At 54.0% G+C, this 21,637-nt stretch carries 24 protein-coding genes; 20 read left to right on the top strand and 4 right to left on the bottom strand.

Going from position 1 to position 21,637, the window contains the following annotated elements:
• Window positions 1–85: 85 nt before the first annotated feature.
• A complete protein-coding gene (locus tag JTP09_RS04525; protein ID WP_204877269.1) occupies window positions 86–694 on the bottom strand; it encodes a class I SAM-dependent methyltransferase in 609 nt (202 codons plus the stop codon).
• Window positions 695–840: 146 nt separating this feature from the next.
• Here JTP09_RS04525 and hflX point away from each other — a divergent pair, with 146 nt between their 5' ends.
• Window positions 841–2,439 carry a GTPase HflX gene (gene hflX, locus JTP09_RS04520; RefSeq protein ID WP_370592498.1) on the top strand — a complete coding sequence of 533 codons (1,599 nt, stop codon included), beginning with the start codon at window positions 841–843 and terminating at the stop codon, window positions 2,437–2,439.
• Entirely contained in the window at window positions 2,440–4,491 is a 2,052-nt protein-coding gene (locus JTP09_RS04515) for an ATP-dependent DNA helicase (RefSeq protein WP_204877268.1), read from the top strand.
• 180 nt (window positions 4,492–4,671) lie between these two features.
• Here JTP09_RS04515 and lexA read toward each other — a convergent pair whose 3' ends face one another.
• Window positions 4,672–5,382: a transcriptional repressor LexA gene (gene lexA, locus JTP09_RS04510; protein WP_204877267.1), complete on the bottom strand. Its 711-nt coding sequence runs from the start codon at window positions 5,380–5,382 to the stop codon at window positions 4,672–4,674.
• 222 nt (window positions 5,383–5,604) lie between these two features.
• Between lexA and JTP09_RS04505 the strand changes: the two genes are divergently transcribed.
• The 7 genes from JTP09_RS04505 (at window position 5,605) to JTP09_RS04475 (ending at window position 10,491) form a co-directional block, all read left to right on the top strand.
• Window positions 5,605–6,096, top strand: a complete 492-nt coding sequence (locus JTP09_RS04505) for a LysM peptidoglycan-binding domain-containing protein (RefSeq protein ID WP_204877266.1) — start codon at window positions 5,605–5,607, stop codon at window positions 6,094–6,096.
• 29 nt (window positions 6,097–6,125) lie between these two features.
• A complete protein-coding gene (locus tag JTP09_RS04500; protein ID WP_204877265.1) occupies window positions 6,126–7,256 on the top strand; it encodes a histidinol-phosphate transaminase in 1,131 nt (376 codons plus the stop codon).
• Between the two features lie 70 nt (window positions 7,257–7,326).
• Window positions 7,327–7,950 carry an imidazoleglycerol-phosphate dehydratase HisB gene (gene hisB / locus JTP09_RS04495; protein WP_204877264.1) on the top strand — a complete coding sequence of 208 codons (624 nt, stop codon included), beginning with the start codon at window positions 7,327–7,329 and terminating at the stop codon, window positions 7,948–7,950.
• A 2-nt stretch (window positions 7,951–7,952) separates the two neighbouring features.
• Window positions 7,953–8,627, top strand: a complete 675-nt coding sequence (hisH, locus tag JTP09_RS04490; protein ID WP_204877263.1) for an imidazole glycerol phosphate synthase subunit HisH — start codon at window positions 7,953–7,955, stop codon at window positions 8,625–8,627.
• On the top strand, window positions 8,628–8,795 hold the full coding sequence (locus JTP09_RS04485) for a hypothetical protein (protein WP_204877262.1): 168 nt from the start codon (window positions 8,628–8,630) through the stop codon (window positions 8,793–8,795).
• 71 nt (window positions 8,796–8,866) lie between these two features.
• Complete coding sequence (gene priA / locus JTP09_RS04480; RefSeq protein WP_204877261.1) at window positions 8,867–9,601, top strand: bifunctional 1-(5-phosphoribosyl)-5-((5-phosphoribosylamino)methylideneamino)imidazole-4-carboxamide isomerase/phosphoribosylanthranilate isomerase PriA; 735 nt, start codon at window positions 8,867–8,869, stop codon at window positions 9,599–9,601.
• Window positions 9,601–10,491, top strand: a complete 891-nt coding sequence (locus JTP09_RS04475) for an SseB family protein (protein ID WP_204877260.1) — start codon at window positions 9,601–9,603, stop codon at window positions 10,489–10,491. Before priA ends, JTP09_RS04475 begins: the two co-directional genes overlap by 1 nt.
• Before the next feature lie 110 nt (window positions 10,492–10,601).
• Here the strand turns inward: JTP09_RS04475 and JTP09_RS04470 are convergent, their stop codons facing one another.
• Window positions 10,602–11,030 (bottom strand): DUF1844 domain-containing protein, encoded by a 429-nt coding sequence (locus tag JTP09_RS04470; RefSeq protein ID WP_204877259.1) that lies wholly within the window; start codon window positions 11,028–11,030, stop codon window positions 10,602–10,604.
• A gap of 367 nt (window positions 11,031–11,397) precedes the next feature.
• Between JTP09_RS04470 and infC the strand changes: the two genes are divergently transcribed.
• The 4 genes from infC (at window position 11,398) to JTP09_RS04450 (ending at window position 13,409) form a co-directional block, all read left to right on the top strand.
• Window positions 11,398–12,060 carry a translation initiation factor IF-3 gene (gene infC, locus JTP09_RS04465; protein WP_204877510.1) on the top strand — a complete coding sequence of 221 codons (663 nt, stop codon included), beginning with the start codon at window positions 11,398–11,400 and terminating at the stop codon, window positions 12,058–12,060.
• Window positions 12,061–12,261: 201 nt separating this feature from the next.
• Entirely contained in the window at window positions 12,262–12,456 is a 195-nt protein-coding gene (gene rpmI / locus JTP09_RS04460; protein ID WP_204877258.1) for a 50S ribosomal protein L35, read from the top strand.
• A 122-nt stretch (window positions 12,457–12,578) separates the two neighbouring features.
• Window positions 12,579–12,962, top strand: a complete 384-nt coding sequence (gene rplT / locus JTP09_RS04455) for a 50S ribosomal protein L20 (protein WP_204877257.1) — start codon at window positions 12,579–12,581, stop codon at window positions 12,960–12,962.
• A 246-nt stretch (window positions 12,963–13,208) separates the two neighbouring features.
• Window positions 13,209–13,409 carry a hypothetical protein gene (locus tag JTP09_RS04450; RefSeq protein ID WP_204877256.1) on the top strand — a complete coding sequence of 67 codons (201 nt, stop codon included), beginning with the start codon at window positions 13,209–13,211 and terminating at the stop codon, window positions 13,407–13,409.
• A gap of 83 nt (window positions 13,410–13,492) precedes the next feature.
• On the opposite strand, the gene JTP09_RS04445 is transcribed toward JTP09_RS04450, so the two are convergent.
• On the bottom strand, window positions 13,493–14,170 hold the full coding sequence (locus tag JTP09_RS04445; RefSeq protein ID WP_240333908.1) for an NAD(P)H-dependent oxidoreductase: 678 nt from the start codon (window positions 14,168–14,170) through the stop codon (window positions 13,493–13,495).
• A 188-nt stretch (window positions 14,171–14,358) separates the two neighbouring features.
• Between JTP09_RS04445 and JTP09_RS04440 the strand changes: the two genes are divergently transcribed.
• The 7 genes from JTP09_RS04440 to JTP09_RS04410 all read left to right on the top strand — a co-directional run bounded on the left by JTP09_RS04440 (window position 14,359) and on the right by JTP09_RS04410 (window position 21,549).
• Window positions 14,359–15,303, top strand: coding sequence for an RNA methyltransferase (locus JTP09_RS04440; RefSeq protein ID WP_204877255.1), 945 nt, complete (start codon window positions 14,359–14,361; stop codon window positions 15,301–15,303).
• A 2-nt stretch (window positions 15,304–15,305) separates the two neighbouring features.
• Window positions 15,306–15,773 carry a (deoxy)nucleoside triphosphate pyrophosphohydrolase gene (locus tag JTP09_RS04435; RefSeq protein ID WP_204877254.1) on the top strand — a complete coding sequence of 156 codons (468 nt, stop codon included), beginning with the start codon at window positions 15,306–15,308 and terminating at the stop codon, window positions 15,771–15,773.
• A gap of 36 nt (window positions 15,774–15,809) precedes the next feature.
• Entirely contained in the window at window positions 15,810–16,169 is a 360-nt protein-coding gene (locus JTP09_RS04430) for a hypothetical protein (protein ID WP_204877253.1), read from the top strand.
• Window positions 16,169–16,366 (top strand): hypothetical protein, encoded by a 198-nt coding sequence (locus tag JTP09_RS04425; protein ID WP_204877252.1) that lies wholly within the window; start codon window positions 16,169–16,171, stop codon window positions 16,364–16,366. The genes JTP09_RS04430 and JTP09_RS04425 overlap by 1 nt, the downstream gene beginning before the upstream one ends.
• Before the next feature lie 696 nt (window positions 16,367–17,062).
• Entirely contained in the window at window positions 17,063–18,199 is a 1,137-nt protein-coding gene (pheS, locus tag JTP09_RS04420) for a phenylalanine--tRNA ligase subunit alpha (RefSeq protein ID WP_204877251.1), read from the top strand.
• Window positions 18,200–18,202: 3 nt separating this feature from the next.
• Entirely contained in the window at window positions 18,203–20,755 is a 2,553-nt protein-coding gene (gene pheT, locus JTP09_RS04415; RefSeq protein ID WP_204877250.1) for a phenylalanine--tRNA ligase subunit beta, read from the top strand.
• Window positions 20,756–20,937: 182 nt separating this feature from the next.
• On the top strand, window positions 20,938–21,549 hold the full coding sequence (locus tag JTP09_RS04410; RefSeq protein WP_204877249.1) for a hypothetical protein: 612 nt from the start codon (window positions 20,938–20,940) through the stop codon (window positions 21,547–21,549).
• Window positions 21,550–21,637 lie beyond the last annotated feature (88 nt).

Here is a 21,637-nt window from a genome sequence, read left to right as displayed (position 1 = left end):
ACGGCTAGATTGCTGTTTGTAAAGATCCCGGTGCATCGTAACGGCGCATCGGGATCTTTTGCATAGTTGGTGTAAGCACTATGACTTAGGCTGTACGTTCAACACGCAAAATTCTGAAGCCTTTAGACGTGGTATGGCGCTCCACAATAAACTGATTGCCGAGTTCATTAAACAGCCACTTTTGCAAAGTATCTGCACCGAGGTTCTTCTGAACCACTAGGTAGGCCTCGCCGCCGACTGTCAAGCGGGGCAACCAGGTGCGCATAATATCGTGCAGCACATCTTTGCCGACGCGAATGGGCGGGTTTGACCAGATAAGGTCAAATTCTAGGGTAGCATCAACATCTTCGGGGGCGGATGCGTGTAGGTTGGTTGCCCCCAGCCGCTCGGCGTTAGTTGCGGTGAGTTGCAGGGAGCGTGTATTTACATCAACGGCGTAGACCTGAGATTCGGTAGATTCTAACGCCATCGTGAGTGCGATAGGTCCCCAACCGCAACCGATATCCAGCAGGTTCTTACCGGTTGCTGGGGGTACTTCTGCTAACAGCACGGCTGTTCCTTTGTCGATACCGCCGGGGGAGAAAATACCCGGTGCCGTGACCACGGTGTGCTCGGCACCCGCTAGACGCACTTTAAGGTGTTTGGGAACGAAGTCGGTATCGGGATTTGATGAAAAATAGTGCTGGTTGACCATAACCACGATTCTACGTGGTTGGCTGAGATAAAGGGAAAAGAGGACCAACTTAGCCCTGAGATGAAACAAGGCACAGACTATGGTTATTCGTAGGTGTGTTCGATAGACTGGAACAACTATTCTTGCCTCGAAAGGAACATGTGCGCGTGAGCGATACCTCCAACACCGAAAAACTGCCCAGTGACGAGCAGTTGCGAGCAACTGTCGATCGAGTGTTGGGCAGAGCAGAATCATCGGAGAACACTCGGGTGCTTGATACTCGAGCTCGTGAGCTCTCTAACCTTACCCGTGAACACTCGTCCTACGATGGTGACCAGCAGGACCTTGCAGAGCGCCGTGCGTTGCGCCGTGTAGCCGGTCTCTCCACCGAGCTCGAAGACGTGACCGAAGTTGAATACCGCCAGTTGCGCCTTGAGCGCGTTGTACTTGCCGGGTTGTGGACCGAAGGCACCGTCCAGGACGCTGAAAACTCCCTGCGTGAGCTGGCAGCGCTTGCTGAAACCGCGGGTTCTGAAGTGCTGGACGGTTTGGTGCAGCGTCGCCTCAAACCAGATCCCGGTACCTTCTTGGGCTCAGGCAAAGCCCTAGAGCTCCAAGAAATTGTGGAGATGCACGGTGCCGATACCGTGATTGTTGATGCCGAACTCGCCCCCTCCCAGCGCCGCGCCCTTGAAGACGTGGTGAAGGTAAAAGTCATTGACCGCACCGCCCTGATTCTTGATATCTTCGCCCAGCACGCGAAATCACGCGAAGGTAAAGCTCAGGTGGAGCTCGCCCAGCTGGAATACATGCTTCCTCGTCTGCGCGGTTGGGGTGAATCCCTCTCTCGTCAGGCAGGTGGACGCGCCGCCGGTGGTGAAGGTATTGGCTCGCGTGGTCCCGGTGAAACCAAAATTGAACTTGACCGCCGCCGTCTGCGCTCGCGCATGGCGAAATTGCGCCGCGAAATTGCTCAGATGGCTCCTGCACGCGAGACTAAGCGTCTTAACCGCAAACGTAACCGTGTGCCCTCTGTTGCTATCGCAGGGTACACGAACGCGGGTAAGTCTTCGTTGCTCAACCGCCTGACCGATGCCGGTGTGTTGGTTGAAAACGCTCTGTTCGCAACCCTAGACCCCACCGTCCGTAAGGCTCAGACCCCTGACGGAGTAGGTTACACTCTCTCCGATACTGTGGGCTTTGTACGTTCCTTGCCTACCCAGCTGGTGGAGGCTTTCCGCTCCACCCTTGAAGAGGTAGCTGACGCTGATTTGATTGTGCATGTGGTAGACGTTTCGCACCCTGACCCCGAGGGGCAGATTCACGCGGTGCGTGAGGTTTTCACCGAGGTTGAGGCACAAAATATCCCCGAGATTGTTGTACTCAATAAGGCGGATGCCGCTGACCCCTTTGTGATTGAGCGTTTGCGTCAGCGTGAAGAAAACACCGTGGTGGTTTCGGCACGCACCGGTGAAGGTATTGAAGAGCTCAAGCAGCTGATTGCCGATATGATTCCCCGCCCCTCAATTGAGGTGCATCTGCTGGTGCCCTACAACCACGGAGAAATCGTCTCACGTTTGCATGAGTGGGACGCTGAAATTCTGCGTACCGCCTTTGTCTCAGATGGCACTTACGTTCAGGCACTCGTCCGCGAAGAAGTCGCGTCCGACTTGGCTGAATACGTGCTTGATGATGACCTGCTGGAAGTTCTGCAACCCGAAATTGAAGAGGCAGAGGTCACCGGTGCAACCGAAACGGTGCGCTAAATGTCAGGTCTGAGAGATGCCGATAGCCCAGTGCGTACCCCACTCACGGGTAATGAAATTGAAACTCTGCCCGGTGCCGCTGACGTTCTTGATCTTCTCGATACGGTAGTAGAGGCATCAGGCGGTCAGCGTCGTGACGGGCAGCGCCTCATGGCGGCTCATGTTGCCCAGTCTCTAGAACTTGACCGGCATTTGTTGGTTCAGGCTGGTACCGGCACGGGTAAGTCTTTAGCGTACCTGGTGCCCGCTGTTCACTTTGCCCAGCAGAGTGATAAGCCCATTATTGTTGCCACGGCGACCTTGGCTCTACAATCGCAGATTGTTAACCGAGATATTCCTCGCTTGTTGGAGTCCTTTGGTGACACTCCCGAGGCTGAAACTCAGGTTGCCATTCTCAAAGGGCGCAATAACTATGTCTGTGTCAATAAACTTGAGGGCGGTTACCCAGAGGACGAGCAGGACGCACTCTTTAGCGTCGATCCTGGCGGAACCACCGGTAGACTGGGCGAAGAAGTCATGCGCTTGCGCGCCTGGGCTGAAACCACTGATACCGGTGACCGTGATGAGCTGATTCCCGGTGTGAGCGATAAAGCTTGGCGTCAGGTTTCAGTTAGTTCAGCTGAATGCTTGGGGCGCAAATGCCCCTTGTCTGAATCGTGTTTTGCTGAGATGGCGAAGACGCGCGCTAATGAGTCTGATATTGTCATTACCAACCATGCCCTCTTAGCGATTAATTCCTTTGAGGGTATTGGGGTTTTACCCGAGCATGACACCGTCATCATCGATGAGGCACACGAGCTTGCCGACCGCGTGACCGGGGCAGTGACTGGTCTTCTCTCGCCGGTTATGGTGCAAGCTGCCGCCCGCAGCCTTAAGAAGAACACCAAAGCAGAATCTGCGCCCCTTGAAACGGCAGCTCGTAACCTCGAAACAGCGTTATTGGGCGTGCCCGCAGAACTACTGCCCCGAGGGTTACCCGAACGTATCGCTCATGCAATGAGCCAGGTGATGGATGCTGCGCGCACCGCTTTGTCAGAGACTAAGAGCGATGCAAAAGATTCTGATGCTGGTCGTCAGCTTGCCAGAGCGCGTCTCACCGAAGTCATGGAGCTCTCTGAGCGGATGCTCAACGCTGACGAGAAATACGAAGTTATTTGGGTATCTCGTGTGGGATCCTGGGAACCTGGGCGCGGTTACGTCGCTGCTTCAGATACTGACCCTGCAACACTTCACGTAGCGCCGTTGTCTGTCGCCGGACGCCTGAGAGAAGGTCTGTTCGAAGACCGCACGGTGGTACTTACTTCGGCAACGCTGACGGTTGGTGAGTCTTTTGATTCTGTTGCCGGTGCTCTGGGACTGCAGGGCGCTGGTGCGCCTCGTTGGGAGGCCGTGGACGTTGGCTCTCCTTTTGACTACCCCAAGCAGGGTGTTCTTTACCTGGCTTCTGACCTGCCTAAACCTGGGCGCGGTGTATCGGAGGAGCAGCTTGAACGCGTCCTTGAACTGATTCAAGCTTCGCGCGGTGGCGCGCTCGGGCTTTTCTCCTCGAAGCGAGGAGCTGAGTTAGCTGCCGAATACGTTCGAAAGAGAACTGACCTCAATATTCTGGTACAGGGTGAATCTTCTTTGCGTGCCCTTGTTAAAGAGTTCGCTGAGGACACAGACTCGTGTCTGTTCGGCACCATGAGTTTGTGGCAGGGCGTTGATGTTCCGGGTGATGCGTGCCGTTTGGTCATGATGGATCGTATTCCGTTTCCACGCCCCGATGACCCCCTATCAGCGGCGCGTTCACGGTCTGTGGCGCAGGCTGGCGGTAATGGGTTCATGGCAGTCTCTGCCTATCACGCAGCGATTCGTATGGCGCAGGGAGCTGGACGTTTAGTGCGCTCGGTGAATGACCGCGGGGTTGTGGCGGTGCTCGACTCGCGTATTGCTACTCAACGTTATGGTTCCTACTTAGTCAAAGCGCTACCACCTTTTTGGACGACCCAAAACAAGGACCAAACGGTGGGTGCTTTGCAGCGGTTAGCGGCGACCATTGAACCCTCTTAGGCGGTACCCTACGCCAGAGTAACTCTGGCGTTCCCTCATAAATAAGAGGCGTTACCGCTTGAACCTACCCGCAGGTACGGGTGCTCCTTACAACGCCGATAGGTTCACACAACAAAACCCCGCTCAGGCTTATCTGATGTTGCAGATGGGCCAGAGCGGGGTTTGTTGCGTGAAATGTTTTTACAGGCTACGCAGTACCGAAACGACTTTGCCCATAATAGTTGCTTGGTCGCCGAGAATAGGCTCGTACTGGGTGTTTTGGGGAAGAAGCCAGGTATGACCGTCGCGCTGGCGGAAGGTTTTCACGGTTGCCTCATCATCGAGGAGCGCGGCTACGATATCACCGTTATTGGCGGTGCTCTGTGAACGCACTACCACCCAGTCGCCATCCATAATAGCGGCGTCAATCATTGAGTCGCCTCGTACTTTAAGCATGAAGAGCTCGCCTTTGCCGACCAGCTGGCGGGGGAGGGAAAGCACATCTTCAACATTTTGTTCAGCGGTGATAGGGGCACCCGCTGCAATGCGACCCATCAGTGGCACTCGCGCGAGGGATTCATCAGCTGATTCAAAAGTGGGGAGCTGGGGCAGAGTAATAACTTCTGCGGTCTGTTCGGTAGTTGTACCTGGCTCATAGTCTAAGACCTCGATAGCGCGCGGACGCTTGGGGTCACGCCTGATGTAGCCCATCTTTTCAAGTCGTGCCAGCTGATGAGTAACAGATGAAAGAGAAGCTAGACCAACGATATCGCCAATTTCACGCATGGACGGCGGGTAGCCCTGCTCATTAATCGAGGTGGTGATTGCCGTCAAGATTCGGTGTTGACGGGTGGTCAGCGGGCGTCTGCGGTCGGCGGGCTGGCCGTGCGGAAAATCTGCAGTGTTGCTCACGGTCTACCTCGTTTCTGTTGGTCTTATCTGGCATAGAGGTTGCTGTCTTTGCCCTGTTCTGACAGGAATCAGGTGCTATGTACCTTGGTCTTAGCCTATGCTACTTTTATTCGAAAACCAAACATTTGTTCTAATTTTCCTCGACTATATTCGAATTTTCTGATAGAACATATATGCGAACTTCGAACAAAAGTTCGAATATTAAGTGTTGAGGAGTAGATCATGAGCAGCGTAGTGATTCAGCGTCCGGTGCGCCCAGGTACCGCATTTTCTCGTGCCCATGCAGTTTTCGAACGCCCCCGCGCGTCCGCGCCGCAGAGCCCGGTTCAGCTTAAGGTCATCAAGCCCGCGCGTGCCCTGCCTGCTCAGAGGACTCCACGAGCTGAGCAGCCTATAATGCCCCACGTGGAACGACCCCGTCCGCGTTTTGGTGTGCGCCGTCTTGCGCTGATGACTCTGGCGGCACTGGTGGCTTTGGGTGCTTTAGCATTCATTGTCCCTCGTGATGCCCAGGCGGGGGAGAGTCTTCGGGTATCTGAGGTTTCATACACCCTCACTGTGAAGCACGGGCAGTCTCTATGGGAAATTGCTCAGCAGGTGGAGCCCGAGCGCGATACTCGCGATGTGATGTCAGAGATTATGAAAATCAACGGGCTGACAGACACCGCTCTCTCAGCTGGCCAAGATTTGGAAATCCCTGTCACAAATCATTAATTGCTTTGATACACCGGTAGACTATCAGCGTGAGTGATGCATTAGACGCTATGAATAAGTTGCCGATTCGTGAAGACCTGCGGGGTCGTTCACCCTACGGCGCCCCCATGATTGACGTTCCGGTTACCCTCAACGTCAATGAAAATACGCATCCCATGCCGCAAGAGGTCATTGATGCTATTGGTCGAGAGGTTACTCAAGTAGCCTCTGCGCTTAACCGTTACCCTGACCGTGAGTTCGTGACCCTGCGCGAGGAGCTTGCCTCATTCTTAGGTCACGGCATCAGCCCCGAACAAGTTTGGGCTGCCAATGGCTCTAATGAAATTTTGCAGCAGTTGTTTCAGGTATTTGGCGGACCGGGCAGAAGCGTCATGAGCTTCGTGCCCACTTACTCCATGTATCCCTTGCTTGCTGATGGCACCAATACTAGCTTCATCGCCGGATCTCGTGCCGAGGATTTTTCACTTTCTGCGATTTCTGCCGTTGAGCAGGTGCGAGAGCATCAGCCAACCATCGTTGTGCTGTGTTCCCCTAACAACCCCACCGGCACCGGTCTGGGGCTTGAGGTTATCAAAAAGGTGTATGAGTCACTGAGCGAGTATAACGGCATATTGATTGTCGATGAAGCCTACGCTGAGTTCGCCCAAGACCCCGAGCAGACTGCCCTTACTCTGCTGCCATCCCGCCCTAACCTTGTTGTTACCCGAACCATGAGCAAGGCATTTGCCTTTGCGGGGGTGCGTTTGGGCTATTTTGCCGCTGATCCTGCCATCGCGGACGCCGTCCGTTTGGTACGGCTACCCTACCATCTCTCAAGCGTCACTCAGGCAACTGCTATTGCCGCTTTGCGTCATCGCACTCAACTACTTGCCAACGTTGAAGATATTAAGGTCGCCCGCGATCGCATCGTCCAAAGACTCACTGAGTTGGGACTGTCACCTGCAGCATCTGATTCTAACTTCGTCTTTTTCTCGGGCTTACAGGATGAAAAAGCCGCCTGGCAGTATCTGCTAGACAGAGGGATCCTGGTGCGAGATAACGGTATTCCCGGTCACCTGCGGGTCACCGCTGGAACGCAAGAAGAAACTACTCAATTTTTGCAGGCGCTTGAAGATTACCTGGTTGAAACGGGTGCTTACACGCGCGCATCAGATCACTAACCCGCCGACCACTATTGATGGATTCTTGAGCGTGTTATAGAACCGCTTAAAATCGAAAGAAGGACTAATCATGGCTCAGACCTCCACAGGCATTGGCCCACGCACCGCATCGATGCAGCGCACTACCAGCGAGTCTTCTATTAGTGTTGAGATTAACCTCGATGGTACCGGCGTTTCTACCATCGATACTTCGGTGCCTTTCTACGATCACATGCTCACCGCCCTCTCGAAGCACTCATTGATTGATATGAATATCAAAGCAACCGGTGATACTCATATCGATGTGCATCATACGGTGGAGGATACCGCTATTGTGCTGGGCGAGGTGCTCAAACAAGCGTTGGGAGATAAGGCGGGAATCCGCCGTTTTGGTCAGGCAATAGTTCCCCTTGATGAAGCTATCGCCTCGGCGGTCGTGGACATTTCGGGTAGACCTTATCTCGTGCATAGCGGCGAGCCAGATGGTTTTGAATTTCATCTGATTGGCGGTCATTTTACCGGTTCTATGGTGCGCCACCTCTTCGAGGCTTTCGCTTACCACGCCGGCATTTGCCTGCACATCAATGTTTTGGGCGGACGCGACCCCCACCATATTGCCGAGGCTGAGTTTAAAGCGCTAGCGCGAGCACTGCGCCAGGCTGTTGAGCCTGACCCGCGTCATAAGGACATTCCTTCTACGAAGGGCGCTCTCTAACGATGACTGTTGATGATAAGCCAACGGTAACCGTGCTTGATTACGGTGCCGGTAATATTCGCTCCGCCGTTCGCGCCTTAGAAGAAGCCGGGGCTATTGTTCGTCTTTCACGCGCTGAGGCTGATGTTTTGGGTGCTGATGGTCTAGTGGTGCCCGGTGTTGGTGCTTTCGACGCTGTTATGACAGGTCTCAAACAGGCTGATGCCCTGCGTATGATTGGTCGCAGGGTGGCGGGCGGACGTCCGGTGCTTGGTATATGCGTGGGTTTGCAGGTGCTTTTTGAGCGCGGTGTTGAGCACGGTATTGAGTCTGAGGGTATGGGTGAGTGGCCCGGCACTGTCGAGAAACTCAAGGCTGAGGTTGTACCTCACATGGGGTGGAACACCGTTGAGGTGCCTGAAGGCTCAACCCTGTTCAGGGGCATTGAGAGTGAGCGTTTCTATTTTGTGCATTCGTACGGTGTGCAACGGTGGGAGTTTGACCAGAACAATGAGTCGATGGTGCCCCCTCAAGTGACCTGGTCACACCACGGTGCTCCTTTCATCGCTGCTGTTGAGAACGGGCCGCTGAGCGCAACCCAGTTTCACCCCGAAAAATCGGGGGATGCAGGTATCGCCCTTTTGCGTAATTGGGTTGGCTCCCTTCCGCGTACCGGCAGATTGAAGGAGGGCATCTAGGTGAGTCCCACAGTTTCAGCACTGGTTTTGATGGTTTTTGGTTTTTTCCTTTTGGGCGGAGCTTTTTCTTTTTATCAGCAGAAGCTACCTATCGTAGCTACTGCTGTTGTTGCCCTCTTAGGTTTGGTTGTTCTCGTCTACGGCGGGTACGTTCTTTTTAATTATTAGTAGATGGGTACCCAGTGCTCCCGCGAGTGGGGTGGGTATCTATGAATAGTTTTCTCGCTAAGGAGTTAAACATGAATAAAAGACTCGAACTGCTGCCGGCAGTGGATGTAGCTGATGGTCAGGCTGTGCGCCTGGTTCAGGGTGAAGCTGGCTCAGAAACAGGTTATGGCGATCCTGTTGAAGCGGCTCTGGCATGGCAGAATGCTGGTGCTGAGTGGCTTCACCTCGTTGATCTTGATGCGGCATTTGGTAGGGGAGATAATCTCGATGTTCTCCAGCGAGTTGCAGCTGCCCTTGATATTAAGATTGAGATGTCAGGTGGTATTCGTGATGATGAGTCTTTGGAACGTGCGCTGAGCCTCAAGCCTGCCCGTATTAACTTGGGTACTGCAGCCCTTGAGAATCCTGAGTGGACCCGTCGCGTCATTGCTGAACATGGTGATGTGATTGCTGTGGGCCTGGATGTTCGTGGAACCACCCTTGCTGCCCGTGGTTGGACGAAGGAGGGCGGCGATTTGTGGGACGTGCTTGATCGCCTTGAAGCTGATGGCTGTGCTCGCTATGTGGTGACGGACGTGACCAAGGACGGTACCTTGCAGGGGCCCAACCTTGAGCTTCTGAAGCAGGTTGCTGAACGTACGGATAAGCCGGTTGTTGCCTCCGGCGGTATCTCTAACCTTGAGGATATTCGCGCTTTGCGTGAGCTCGTAGAATACGGGGTAGAAGGTGCCATTATGGGTAAGGCGTTGTACGCCGGTAAGTTCACTTTGGAAGAAGCCCTTGATGTTGCGGGGCACCCCGAGTAATGGCTGAAGAGTTTGCAACTCAGCGTTCTTCATCCCCGCGCCAGCTACCTGCTCATATTGCTGCTCAGCTTGCTAGTGCTGGTCGTGAAACCGATACCGGTGGTCAGCCGTGGGCTGGGCGTAATCTGGGTGAGGGTACATCGCATACTCATCAGTTTCCCGATGATTCAGGTGCTGCGGATGCTCGTTTGCAGTTAGTTCTTGAGGCTTTTGCTGATGGACGCGCGGGTGAGGCTGAGGTGGTTGCTGCCCTTCGTGATACTCGTGTGTTTGCTGCTGTGGTGGCTCAGCTGACTCAGGCGCATGTGACTGATGAGGGGCTGGTCTCTGATAAAGAGTCAGATATGGCACTGGTGAGCATTCAGGCTCCGGACGGTCGTAAGGCGTTACCCCTGTTCACCAGCACTGAGGGGCTGACGAGCTGGCATGAGCAGGCGCGTCCTGTTGCTGCGGATATTCGAAAGACCGCGTTGAGTGCTGTGGACGATGGCAATCAATTATTGGTGATTAACCCTGGTGATGATGTGACGTTCGTGGTGAGACGCCCGGCTCTGTGGGCGCTGGCTAAGGACGAGTCATGGGTTCCTTCCTATTGTGACCCGGAGATTAGCCGTGAGCTGACCGCCTTGGCGCAGGGTATCGGCAGCATTGTGCAGGTGCGTGTATCGAGGGGCGAGGGATCCAACACGGCTCACCGCTCGGGGAAAGTTCTTGACGGTGGCGGCTCTGGCCCTGAGCTGAAGATTACGCTGGTGCTTGCTCCCGGCTTAGACCGTGAAGGCTTGAACACTGTGGTTGGAGCCTACCAGCAAAAGTTGGCGACCTCTCAGGTTATTTCTGACAAGGTCGATTCTGTGCAGATGGCTCTTATCCCTGCGCAGGAGCATTGAGCGCATACAGTAAAACTGCCGGGGCTACTTGATATATCAAGTAGCCCCGGCAGTATGAGTAAGTGCGGTGTCATTACTGTCTGCGTAGGTTGGTGCCTATCTAAGCATGTTTAGAAAACGGGTCCGGTGAACTTTTCGCCGGGGCCGGCTCCGGGAGCATCGGGAATAGTGGATGCTTCTTTGAAAGCCAGCTGTAGAGTGCGCAGACCATCGCGCAGGGGAGCTGCGTGCTGGGAGCCAATCTCAGGGGACGCTGCGGTGAGGAACCCTGCAAGAGCGGTAATGAGCTTGCGGGCTTCGTCCAGGTCTTTGAGTTCTTCTGCGTTTTCATCAGCAGCCAAACCGCACTTGACGGCTGCGGCGCTCATGAGGTGAACAGCTGCGGTGGTAATGATTTCGACTGCGGGAACTTCGGCGATATCGCGCATCTGCGCGTTCACAGCGTCGATTTCTTCGGCAGTGGGTTCGTAGCTTGAGGTTTGCTTAGTCTCGGGGACTGAATCCTCGAAGCGGAAAGCATTCTGATTTTCGTTAGTCATGCTCTAAGAATCTCACAGAGCGCGGGTGGCTCAAAAATTAAGGTCACACCGTATAAAAGTGGGGTGCGTAACTTAAGTCATGGTGTGGGGTAGCAGACCTTGTGAAATCCCTTTAACCTGTGTAAAATATTGAGAAGTTTGCAAGCGAAAGACTAGAGCTTTCCACCTGCTTCAACCTCACGGTTGACGGGTACAGTGGTAAAACATGCCGCTTACAGTAGAGCCTCGTACCTAACTGTAAGACCGGGTTTTGCTTAAGTTTTTGAGCCTTCGCTTGCGCTGCCGCAGGGAAGGCTTTTTTCGTGTGGCAGTTCAAGAATGAAATGTTAAAGGGGTTCGCGCCCCACCCTAGTACAGGAGCTGTGCCATTAGCGATCCACGTATCAATGAAAGAATCCGCGTTCCCGAGGTCCGTCTTGTCGGTCCGGGCGGCGAGCAGGTAGGCATCGTTCGCGTTGAAGATGCTCTGCGTCTGGCGCGCGAATCTGATCTTGACTTGGTTGAAGTCGCACCGAACGCTAAGCCTCCGGTGTGCAAGCTGATGGACTTCGGCAAGTTCAAGTACGAGGCTGCTGTCAAGGCGCGTGAATCCCGCAAGAAGCAGGTCAATTCTGCTTTGAAGGAAATCCGTTTCCGTCTTAAGATTGACACCCATGACTATGAAACCAAGGTGGGTCACGCACGTCGTTTTCTCACCGGTGGTGACAAAGTCAAGGCTATGATTCAGTTCCGTGGTCGTGAACAGCAACGCCCCGAGATGGGTGTGCGCCTGCTTAGGCGTATGGCTACCGACCTGGCAGGGGTTAGCACCGTTGAGTCTAACCCCCGCGTCGATGGTCGCAACATGGTGATGGTTCTTGCCCCGCTTCGCGGCAAGGCAGAATCACGCCAGAATGTAGCCAAGGCATCAGGCGGGCGCAAGGGTCGCGAACGCATTGACACCACCACTGCTACTCCCGTGTCTAACTCTCTGGCAGATGCAATGCCTGAAGAGTTGAAGGCTCAGGCGTCAGCAGAGGAACAGAACTGACAGTCGGTACGCACTTCAATAATCGGGCGTTTACCCATGCCCGGTTGAGTGCTTGGCTGCTAGATACTTCTAATGAAGAAGCGATCGATAAGCCAACCTTTCGAGGTGGCACTTTTGCCCCTTGCGGGTGAAAGCGTCACAAACCAAGTTTCCTGCGCTTTGAAATGAAGATGCAGGCTATACGTAAGGAGAACGGCAGATATGCCGAAGCAGAAGACCCACTCTGGTGCTAAAAAGCGCTTCAAGCTCACCGGTACTGGCAAGGTAAAGCGCCAGCAGGCAAACCGTCGCCACTACCTGGAGCACAAGTCATCACGCGTGACCCGTCGTCTGGCATCAGACCAGATTGTAACCGGTGGTCAGGCTAAAGTCATCAAGAAGATGCTGGGTAAGTAAACCCTTTTGCATCTCGTTGTTGCGAAAGTAAAGTTTTTTCGCACCTAACATTTTTCAAACTCGCTCCTGCTACTGGCATTTTTCTCTAGCCGGTAGGGGACATAAGACGAAGGAGAACACACGTGGCACGTGTGAAGCGCGCGGTTAACGCGCATAAGAAGCGTCGCGTCATTCTGGAACGCGCATCAGGTTACCGTGGTCAGCGATCACGCCTTTACCGTAAGGCAAAAGAGCAGGTCATTCACTCGCTGGTGTACAGCTACGACCACCGTCGTAAAAAGAAGGGTGACTTCCGTCGCCTGTGGATTCAGCGTATCAACGCTGCAGCTCGCGCTGAAGGTCTGACTTACAACCGTTTCATCCAAGGTCTGAAAGCTGCTGAGGTTGAGGTTGACCGTCGTATGCTGGCTGAGCTGGCTGTAAACGATGCAGAGGCTTTCTCAGCTCTGGTTCAGATCGCTAAGGACAACCTGCCTGAAGACACTTCAGCACCCAAGGTTGCCTAAGCATTTGATTTCACAGCTTGAATAAGCTGAAAAAAAGGGGACGCAGCGTCTCTCCTGTTACAGGGAAAGACGCAGCGTTCTTTTTGTTTTCTGGGTTGTGTGATCCGCTCTAAGCGTCCGTGGTCCACTGGACGGTGGATAGGGTAATGACTGTTGTAGAGAGACATAACGGATGGACGTGTGTACACCGACCTTGTGACGGTATATCTCAATGACAAAACCTCATCTTTTTAAGGAGTAGAGATAATGCGTCAGCAGAAGAAAATCAATCCGGGCTATGTAAGTGCTTTGTGGGTATTTTTACCCCTCTTTGGTTTCTTGTACACCATATGGGGTTGGCCGCTGGGGTCTATTTTGACTTTGGTAGTGCCCTATTTTGCGGTGACCCTCGTGCTGACTGTTGTTGCTATTCGTCAGTACCGAGAAGATTGTGACAGAAATAGTTAGAGTTGTTTTTGCGAAAAAAGATGCGGTCTCCGCTCCAGCACGGGGTGGATACCGCATCTTTCTTTACGGTTTACATCGGTAGGCTACGGGGTTAACGATTGTGCCCAGGTAATGACTTCCTCGGCTGGCTTACGGTTTTTGGGCCAGGGCAGATCTTGCTGGCGGTAGCCCAGCGCGAGCATGGTGACGATGCCTTCTTCTTCGGGGTCTAGAATTTTGTGTTCAGCTAGCAGGTTGTTAGCTTTTTGTACGTTGAAGCCTTCAATGGGGCAGGAGTCAATATTGATTAGAGCTGCTGCGGTCATCATATTGCCTAAGGCAATGTAGGTCTGTTTCGCTGCCCAGTCAAAGAGCGCGCGATCAGTGTCTAGTTGCATGTCATCGACCTGAAAGTTTTTGTAGGTCTCAATAGCCTTGGCGTAATCTTCAGGTGAGAGGTTGCGGCTTTCTAGGGAAGCTTGCATGTGCGGACCATTGTAGTGCATATTGCGCTTTGCGAGTAGAAGAACAAAGTGGCTGGCGCTATCCAGCTGTCGGGCTGCGCCCCAGCTAAAGGGCTTGAGCGCTTCTTTGACCTCGGGGTTTTCCAAGACTACGAAACGCCAGCCTTGTCCGCCCACAGAGCTGGGGGAGAGACGGGCGACTTCCAGGATGTAATCCATGTCTTCGCGGGTGATTTTTTTCTCGGGGTCAAAAAATTTGATGGCGCTTCGACGTTCGCTGGCTTCAAGAACTAGGTTTTTGATCTCTTTGTTCTGCACGGAGTAGCTCCTTGTATTATTTCTACGCTGCCCGTAATTGTCATAGGTAGTTTCGCATAACACTGTACAGGGAGTGAATATTCCCTCTCGCGGGTCAGCGCCGCCACAGTTTCGGGGTTGAATTTACGAGAGCGTCCTTGCCCACATACCCCCTCAATGGTGAGCTGAGGCGTGAGAGAATAGAAACTATGGATTTTAGAGAACGCCTTTGCACTCCCGTTATTATGGAAAACCCTCACGCTGATCGCGTGAAAGATATCGCGAAACTTGCTACCCGTACGGGGCGCAATAAAAAGAACCAGTTTTTGGTGGAGGGACCACAGGCGGTGCGGGAGGCTCTCAAAGCTCACCAGCAGCGTCCGGTGCTTGACGCAGTGTACATTACTGAATCAGCCTTTGACCGTCACGATGACATTGTTGAGCTGATGGAAGAAGTACATGGCACACCCACCCCCGAGCAGGGGCGTAAGGTCTTCATGCGTATGGTGACCGACGAGGTGCTGGATGCGATGGCTGAATCCGTTTCACCGCAGGGCATCATTGCTGTGAGCTTCATGCTCGATGTGACTCCTGCTGACATTTGGGGTGCTGAGGGTATCAACCCCCGACTGGTTGCTGTGCTGGCACGTGTACAAGACCCTGGTAATGCGGGCACCATCTTCCGCGCAGCCGATGCTGCCGGTGCTGATTTGATTGTGTGTACCAAGGGCACCGTCGATTTGTATAACCCCAAGGCGGTGCGTTCTACTGCGGGCTCAATCTTTCACGTGTCGGTGATCTCCGGTGTGGATCTTGAAGAGTTTGCTGAGGACGCGAAAGCTCAGGGCATCGGCGTACTGGCAGCCGATGGCTACGGTCGTGTCAATATCTATGATCTCGAAGATGCCGCTGCTGCTCAGCGTTTCGGCGTTGAACTAGAGAAGAAAACTAAGTATGACCTATCGCAGAAAACCATGTGGCTCTTTGGCAACGAAGCCCAGGGGCTGAACGCTGAAGAGAAACGCGCTGCGACCCTTCGCGTAGCGGTTCCCGTACACGGTCAGGCAGAATCCCTGAACGTTGGTATTGCTTCTGCTGTGTGTCTGTACGCTTCGGCTCGTGCTCAGAACGCCACCGGAACGGTAGCGAGCTAATCTTGGTAGAAACGTTCGAAGTTCAGGTAGTGGGTGCAGCAATCGTTGATTCGCTGGAGCACCCCACTAAAATTCTGGTTGGTCAGCGTAGCGCTCCTGAGAAAGTAGCGGGGTTGTGGGAGTTTCCCGGTGGAAAGGTCGATGCCGGTGAGAGCTGCCAACAGGCATTACTGCGCGAGCTGACAGAAGAACTCGGTGTTACAGCTACTTTAGGACGCGAAATTGCCGGGCCTCACGCTCAGGGATGGCAACTCACTGACCGCCATGCCATGCGTGTATGGTTTGCTGAAATTTCAAGCGGTGAACCCCAGCCCCTGCAAGACCACCACGAATTACGCTGGTGCTCGCTCGATCAGTCTCTGCTGAATATCGAGTGGATTCCGGCTGATTTTCCCATCGTAGAGCAGCTGTTGGCTCAGCTTTCAGCGTCCCGCATCAGCATTACCTGTAGCCTTAGCTACGGTGGATAGTAGCACTGAGTAATACCTACACGAGGAAAATAGCCCATGGTTTACCCACCGAATCATAACAACAACCCCTACAACGACGCTTACCAGAATCCTGGCAGCGCGCAGAACGCCTCAGCCTACAATTACCCCGGCTACGGTCAGATGCCGCAACAGTATAATCAGTACGGTCAGCCTATGCCGCAGGTTTTCGAGACTCCGCAGGTAACAGAAAAAATTAAGCGTTCGCAGATTGTTCTGCTAGCAACCGCAGCATTTTTTACTGTAACCAAGCTGTACGACCTGTATAACGGATGGACGTTTGTTCGCGGTGAAGGCGGTAGTTATGTTCCGACTTTGGTAGGTGCCTTGGTCAGCGTTGTCATTGGTCTTAGCTTTTTTGTCAGGTGTTTGGGCTGATGGCTAAACGCAAAAAATCTGGTCGGTCTATCGGTTACATCTTTGCGGGGTTGAGCTTTGCCAGCGCACTGATGCAGAGTTTTGGAGCTTTGCTCATTGAGCCGCTCAACCTGATTTTCTTGCTGGGATGGATTGTTTGCGCGATCATCTGGATTGTTCTGGTTTCATCACGAGAGGTTAGCGCGGCACTGCGCTAAACTCTCTATATACAAAAGGCGAGAGACCCCATAAGGGGTTCTTGCTTTTTGCGTATCATCACGTTCTAAGAAATAGTAATCTGGTTCATAAGGAGCTGGCTGGCATGAAGTCATCACGAAAGCACGAACAGAATACTCAAACAAGGGCAGGACGCACGTCCTTCGGCGAAAAGACCACGCAGTACTTTAATCGACAAAGACCTGAGCGCCACTCCTTTAGCCGTGCGGGGTTTGCAAACCGTAGCGGTGATTGGAGCCGTCTATACCGTTATCAGCAACTTCGTGCTACCGGGGGCAGCAAGGGTGGATACCTGCTCTCTTTAGCCTCGTCATCTATGCATTCCTAACCTATTGGGTAGTGCGAGGTTTGGGGCGGCGTAACGGTACAGCTCGCATGATAGGTTTTCTGATTGCCATCATGTTCGTCATCGTCGGAGGTATCGGATTGGTTGTCAACTGGGGCAATACCTGGACTGTCGCCTCTGCTATCTTTAACCTGGCGCTCGGATCTGCCTGGTTCTTTTTTTGACAGCCGAAGGGATATAAAACAATGCTTTGCCCCCCCCGAGGCTGACTAAGGTTGACCTTGCGCGATAGCCAAGAACAAGACCATCTTCATCACCTGTACTAAACTGTTAACCAAATGCCCTTTGCAAAAGGGTAAGGTACCTATTCGCCAATAAGAAGATGAGTTTGATGACTGATTCTTTGCCTGAGGAAACTCAGAACCCTCGTTCCTATGAGGTTCTAGCTAACCTCACCCAGGTTCTTGAGAACGACCCCAACGGTCTTGAAACAGTGCGCGAGGCTTTCACCGCCGAATACGAACGCGCTGCCCACGAGATCACCGAAAACGCTACTGACTTTGATGAACTCAAACGAATCCGACTTGCCTTCACCGGCGATAAGGGCGCTTTTACTCTTGCTAATAAGCAGATGCGCAACCTCTCCAAAGAGCACAAAGCTGAAGTCGGCAAACTGATGGGGCAAGCCCGCGGACGCCTGGCTAAGGTTTTAGACGCCCGTACTTCCCAGCTTGAAGAGGAACGCGAAGCACGCATCCTGGTTGAAGAAGCAGTGGACGTTACCGCTACCTCTGGTCGCCGTCACGCAGGCGCTCGCCACCCCATTAACGTTTTGCAGGAAAACCTAACCGATATCTTCGTCGGCATGGGCTGGGAAGTCGCAGACGGTCCCGAATTAGAATCAGAGTGGTACAACTTTGACTCCCTGAACTTCAAACCTGACCACCCCGCCCGCGAGCTGCAGGACACCTTCTTCGTTGACCCCGTTGAGAAGCACCTGATGCTACGCACCCACACCTCACCGGTTCAGATGCGCTCGCTGCTTTCACGCGGTGTGAGTCAGGAGCGCCCGCTGTACATTGTCTGCCCCGGTCAGGTCTACCGCACCGATGAGCTGGATGCCACCCACACCCCGGTCTTCCACCAGATCGAGGGCTTGGCAGTTGATAAGGGTCTGACCATGGCAGATCTCAAGGGCACCCTGGAGCACATGGCACGCGCCATGTTCGGTTCGGAGGCGAAGATTCGTCTGCGTCCCAACTACTTCCCCTTTACTGAGCCCTCTGCTGAGCTTGATATCTGGCACCCGGACGCCAAAGGCGGGCCCGCCTGGATCGAGTGGGGTGGCTGCGGTATGGTACACCCTAACGTTCTGCGCGCTGCTGGCATCGACCCCGAAGTTTACTCAGGTTTTGCTTTCGGTATGGGGATTGAGCGCACTCTTATGTTCCGCAACGGCGTAGCCGATATGCACGACATGATTGAAGGCGATATTCGTTTTTCACAGCAGTTTGGGATGGAGATCTAAATAATGCGAATTCCTTTGTCATGGCTGCGTGAATACGCGCCTGTTCCTGCAGATGCTACTGCAGAAGATGTAATGGCTGACCTGGTGAAGGTCGGTCTTGAAGAAGAAGATGTGCATCGCCCCACTGACGAGTTGAGCGGCCCCATCGTGGTAGGTCAGGTGCTCTCTATGGAGCCTGAAACCCACTCCAACGGCAAAACCGTGAACTGGTGCCAGGTGCGTGTGGTGCCTGAGGGGCAGACCCAAACCTTGACCGGTAAGGGCATCGAAGATTCAGGTGTGCAGGGCATTATCTGCGGCGCCCACAACTTCGTACCCGGCGACAAGGTGGTTGTGACCCTTCCCGGTGCTGTTCTGCCCGGTGGCTTCGCCATCACCGCTCGTAAGACCTACGGTCACAAGTCGGCTGGCATGATTGCTTCTGTCAAAGAGCTCGGTATTGGTGACGATCATGGTGGCATTTTGGTGCTCTCAACCCTCGGTCTTGACCCCGAGGTAGGTACGGACGCGATGGAGCTGCTGGGTCTGTACGATCAGGCAGCAGAAGTGAACGTCACCCCCGACCGTGGCTACGGTTTCTCCATTCGCGGTATCGCCCGCGAGTACTGCCACGCTACCGGTAACACCTTTGACGATTTCGTGCTGGAACTGGCAGCGAAAGCGCCGGCAGCTAACGTTGCTGGGTTCCCCGTTGCTGTTGAGGACGCAGCACCCATCCACGGTAAGCCCGGTTGCACCCGCTTCGTGACCCGCAAGGTCACCGGCTTTGATGCATCCGCCCCGGTACCCACCTGGATGTCATCACGCCTGCGCCTCGCCGGTGTACGCTCCATCTCACTGGCTGTCGATATCTCTAACTACGTCATGCTTGAGACCGGTCAGCCCCTGCATTTCTACGACGCTGAAAAACTCAGCGGTAGCATCACCGTGCGTCGCGCGTCCGCTGGTGAAACACTCACTACCCTGGACGAGAAAAAGCGCCAGCTTCACGCAGAAGATCTGCTGATTACCGATGAGTCGGGCCCCATTGGTCTTGCCGGTGTCATGGGTGGAGCTTCTACCGAAGTGAGCGAATCGACCACTTCAATTCTGGTGGAATCTGCCCGTTTTGACGAGGTTTCTGTTGCTCGCACTGCCCGCCGTCACAAGCTCACCTCAGAGGCGTCCAAGCGTTTCGAACGCGGTGTGGATCCGCAGATTCAGGCTGCCGCAGCTCAGCGTGCCGTGGAACTGCTGGTTGAACTCGGTGGTGCTCAAATCGAAGAGGGCGTTACCGACTACGGCGATACTTTTGAACCCACCGTGGTTGAACTGCCCAACGCCTACACCGCATCGCGCGTCGGTATTAACTTCACCCCCGAGCAGATCACCGGTGCGCTGACCGAAATCGGTGCCCAGGTTGAAACCGGCACCAGTTCCTACACTGTGACTGTACCCTCATGGCGTCCTGATATCACCGACAAAGAAGACCTGACCGAAGAGGTTGCGCGTCTGGTGGGTTACGACCAGATTCCATCTACCCTGCCCGTTGCCCCTCCCGGCCGCGGTTACAGCCTTGAGCAGACCGTGCGCCGTCGCGTCCTCAACGCACTGGCAGCAGCAGGTGGCACCGAGGTCTTTGCCTATCCCTTCGTCTCAGCAGACGATAATAACCGTTGGGCATCAGCTTCTGCCGCAGAGACCGTAGACTCAATTAAGCTGGCAAACCCGATTGCTGAGAACACCGGTTGGCTGCGTCGTTCTTTGCTACCCGGTCTGACCACGGTGCTCAAACGCAATGTCTCCCGTGGCTTCCGCAACTTGGCGATCTTTGAAACCGGGCACGTCTTTATTCCCAAGAGCCAGATGGGCGCAGACACTATTCCCGGTTTGGGTGAAAAGCCCTCTGATGATGTTTTGACATCTATCAATGAGGGTCTGCCTCACCAGCCCCGTTTCATTGCTGGCGTGTTTGCTGGCGCTGACGCTGAGGCTACCCCCGGTGTGACACCGCGCGCCTACGATTGGCAGGACGCGGTGGACGCCGTCCGCCTCATCTCTGCCGTTGCAGGTGTTGAGATTGTGATTTCTCAGGGTGCCCACCAGGCATTCCATCCCGGTCGCACCGCTGCCCTCTCACTGGCAGATGGTACTCACTTGGGGTACGCAGGCGAACTGCATCCCAAGCTGCTGGCAAGCCTGGACATGCCCGAACGCTCTGCTGCCTACGAACTGGATTTCACTGCACTTGTTGCGGCGAAAACCGGTGTTGTAGAAGCAACCGGTATCTTCGGCTACCCAGCAACCAACCAAGATGTTGCGTTGATTGTGGATGCGCAGATTCCCGCTGCCGACCTCAAAGCAACCCTTGCTGAGGGCGCCGGAGAGCTGCTCGAAGACATCCGCGTCTTTGACGACTACCGCGGTACCGGTATTGAAGAGGGCAAGAAGTCTGTTGCCTTCACCTTGCGCTTCCGTGCTACCGATCGCACCCTGACCGCTGATGAGGCAACTGCCGCCCGCGAAGCAGCGGTTGCTCTGGTCACCGAGTGTCACGGGGCTACTCAGCGAGCATAAGTACTCGCTCATAGATCGCCGAGAGTGTACTTTAAGACATGTTTTAGCTTAAAAACGGTCTTAAAGTGTGCTCTCGGCGTTTATAACAGTGAAGCATCCCCTCTAATCTGCGGTAGAGTTAGATTTTTATAACAGGCCTTTGCACTCGCTCGATAACGGGCGATAACGTCGGGAGCACAAGCGTGAGTCAGGATTACCAAGAAACAGACTTTTTTGAGTTCGATGATGACTCATATGATGAGGAGCCTCACGATAACAAATACCGATGGGTTGCCGTCGGCACGATGCTTTTAGCGGTTATCATCACCTTGGGGCTTGCCCTCTTTGGGGTTCGTTCGGTGAACGAAGCGGACGCCAATGAGGGGTATGAAGACCGCACCTGGGTGATTAGCGGTGAATATCTTGATCTGACCCCGGACTTGCAGACCAAATCTAATGTGGCAACCTACGCCGGTAATCTTCCTGCTGATACTCGCTTGGTGGGCATGACCTACAAGTCAGACTTGGGCGATGATACCCAGGTTCAGGCGGTCGGCGAGCGTATTGAATTCCGCGGTTCTCAGGCGGGTAGTGTGCGCGCTGATTTTCCCGAGAAGGTGGATGCGCTTTTGGCTGAACACGAGAACGGCACCTTGCAGGTGGTTCGCACGGGTAAACCCGGTTCTTTGCAGGAGGTGACTTCATCGACGGTTACTACGCAGCGGATCATGGGCTGGATGATGGTTGCCGGAGCTCTGTTGATGATGATTGCTGGGGTGCTGGGTAGTATTTTCTTCTTCCGCAAAGCTGCCTAAGTCTTAGTTTTTATCAGTAAAAGCCGGTGGCGGGGGGTGTGGTGTTTATTTAAATAAACAAAACCACCAGATGTTTTGTTGTGGAGGG

It is taken from the genome of Rothia sp. ZJ1223 (genome assembly GCF_016900985.1).
In the GTDB taxonomy this organism is placed as follows: Bacteria; Actinomycetota; Actinomycetes; order Actinomycetales; family Micrococcaceae; genus Rothia.
The sequence above is the reverse complement of the archived record's forward strand: the minus strand, read 5'-3'. Positions and strand labels throughout refer to the sequence as shown.

What these genes read in the sequence shown, in the direction of transcription:
- JTP09_RS04475 (WP_204877260.1), top strand. Translation starts at nt 9,601, where the DNA reads ATGGCTGAAGAGTTTGCAACTCAGCGTTCTTCATCCCCGCGCCAGCTA.
- pheS (WP_204877251.1), top strand. Translation starts at nt 17,063, where the DNA reads ATGACTGATTCTTTGCCTGAGGAAACTCAGAACCCTCGTTCCTATGAG.
- JTP09_RS04440 (WP_204877255.1), top strand. Translation starts at nt 14,359, where the DNA reads ATGGATTTTAGAGAACGCCTTTGCACTCCCGTTATTATGGAAAACCCT.
- JTP09_RS04450 (WP_204877256.1), top strand. Translation starts at nt 13,209, where the DNA reads ATGCGTCAGCAGAAGAAAATCAATCCGGGCTATGTAAGTGCTTTGTGG.
- JTP09_RS04525 (WP_204877269.1), bottom strand. Translation starts at nt 694, where the DNA reads ATGGTCAACCAGCACTATTTTTCATCAAATCCCGATACCGACTTCGTT.
- JTP09_RS04505 (WP_204877266.1), top strand. Translation starts at nt 5,605, where the DNA reads ATGAGCAGCGTAGTGATTCAGCGTCCGGTGCGCCCAGGTACCGCATTT.
- priA (WP_204877261.1), top strand. Translation starts at nt 8,867, where the DNA reads ATGAATAAAAGACTCGAACTGCTGCCGGCAGTGGATGTAGCTGATGGT.
- rpmI (WP_204877258.1), top strand. Translation starts at nt 12,262, where the DNA reads ATGCCGAAGCAGAAGACCCACTCTGGTGCTAAAAAGCGCTTCAAGCTC.
- hisB (WP_204877264.1), top strand. Translation starts at nt 7,327, where the DNA reads ATGGCTCAGACCTCCACAGGCATTGGCCCACGCACCGCATCGATGCAG.
- pheT (WP_204877250.1), top strand. Translation starts at nt 18,203, where the DNA reads ATGCGAATTCCTTTGTCATGGCTGCGTGAATACGCGCCTGTTCCTGCA.
- hisH (WP_204877263.1), top strand. Translation starts at nt 7,953, where the DNA reads ATGACTGTTGATGATAAGCCAACGGTAACCGTGCTTGATTACGGTGCC.
- JTP09_RS04515 (WP_204877268.1), top strand. Translation starts at nt 2,440, where the DNA reads ATGTCAGGTCTGAGAGATGCCGATAGCCCAGTGCGTACCCCACTCACG.
- JTP09_RS04425 (WP_204877252.1), top strand. Translation starts at nt 16,169, where the DNA reads ATGGCTAAACGCAAAAAATCTGGTCGGTCTATCGGTTACATCTTTGCG.
- JTP09_RS04430 (WP_204877253.1), top strand. Translation starts at nt 15,810, where the DNA reads ATGGTTTACCCACCGAATCATAACAACAACCCCTACAACGACGCTTAC.
- JTP09_RS04470 (WP_204877259.1), bottom strand. Translation starts at nt 11,030, where the DNA reads ATGACTAACGAAAATCAGAATGCTTTCCGCTTCGAGGATTCAGTCCCC.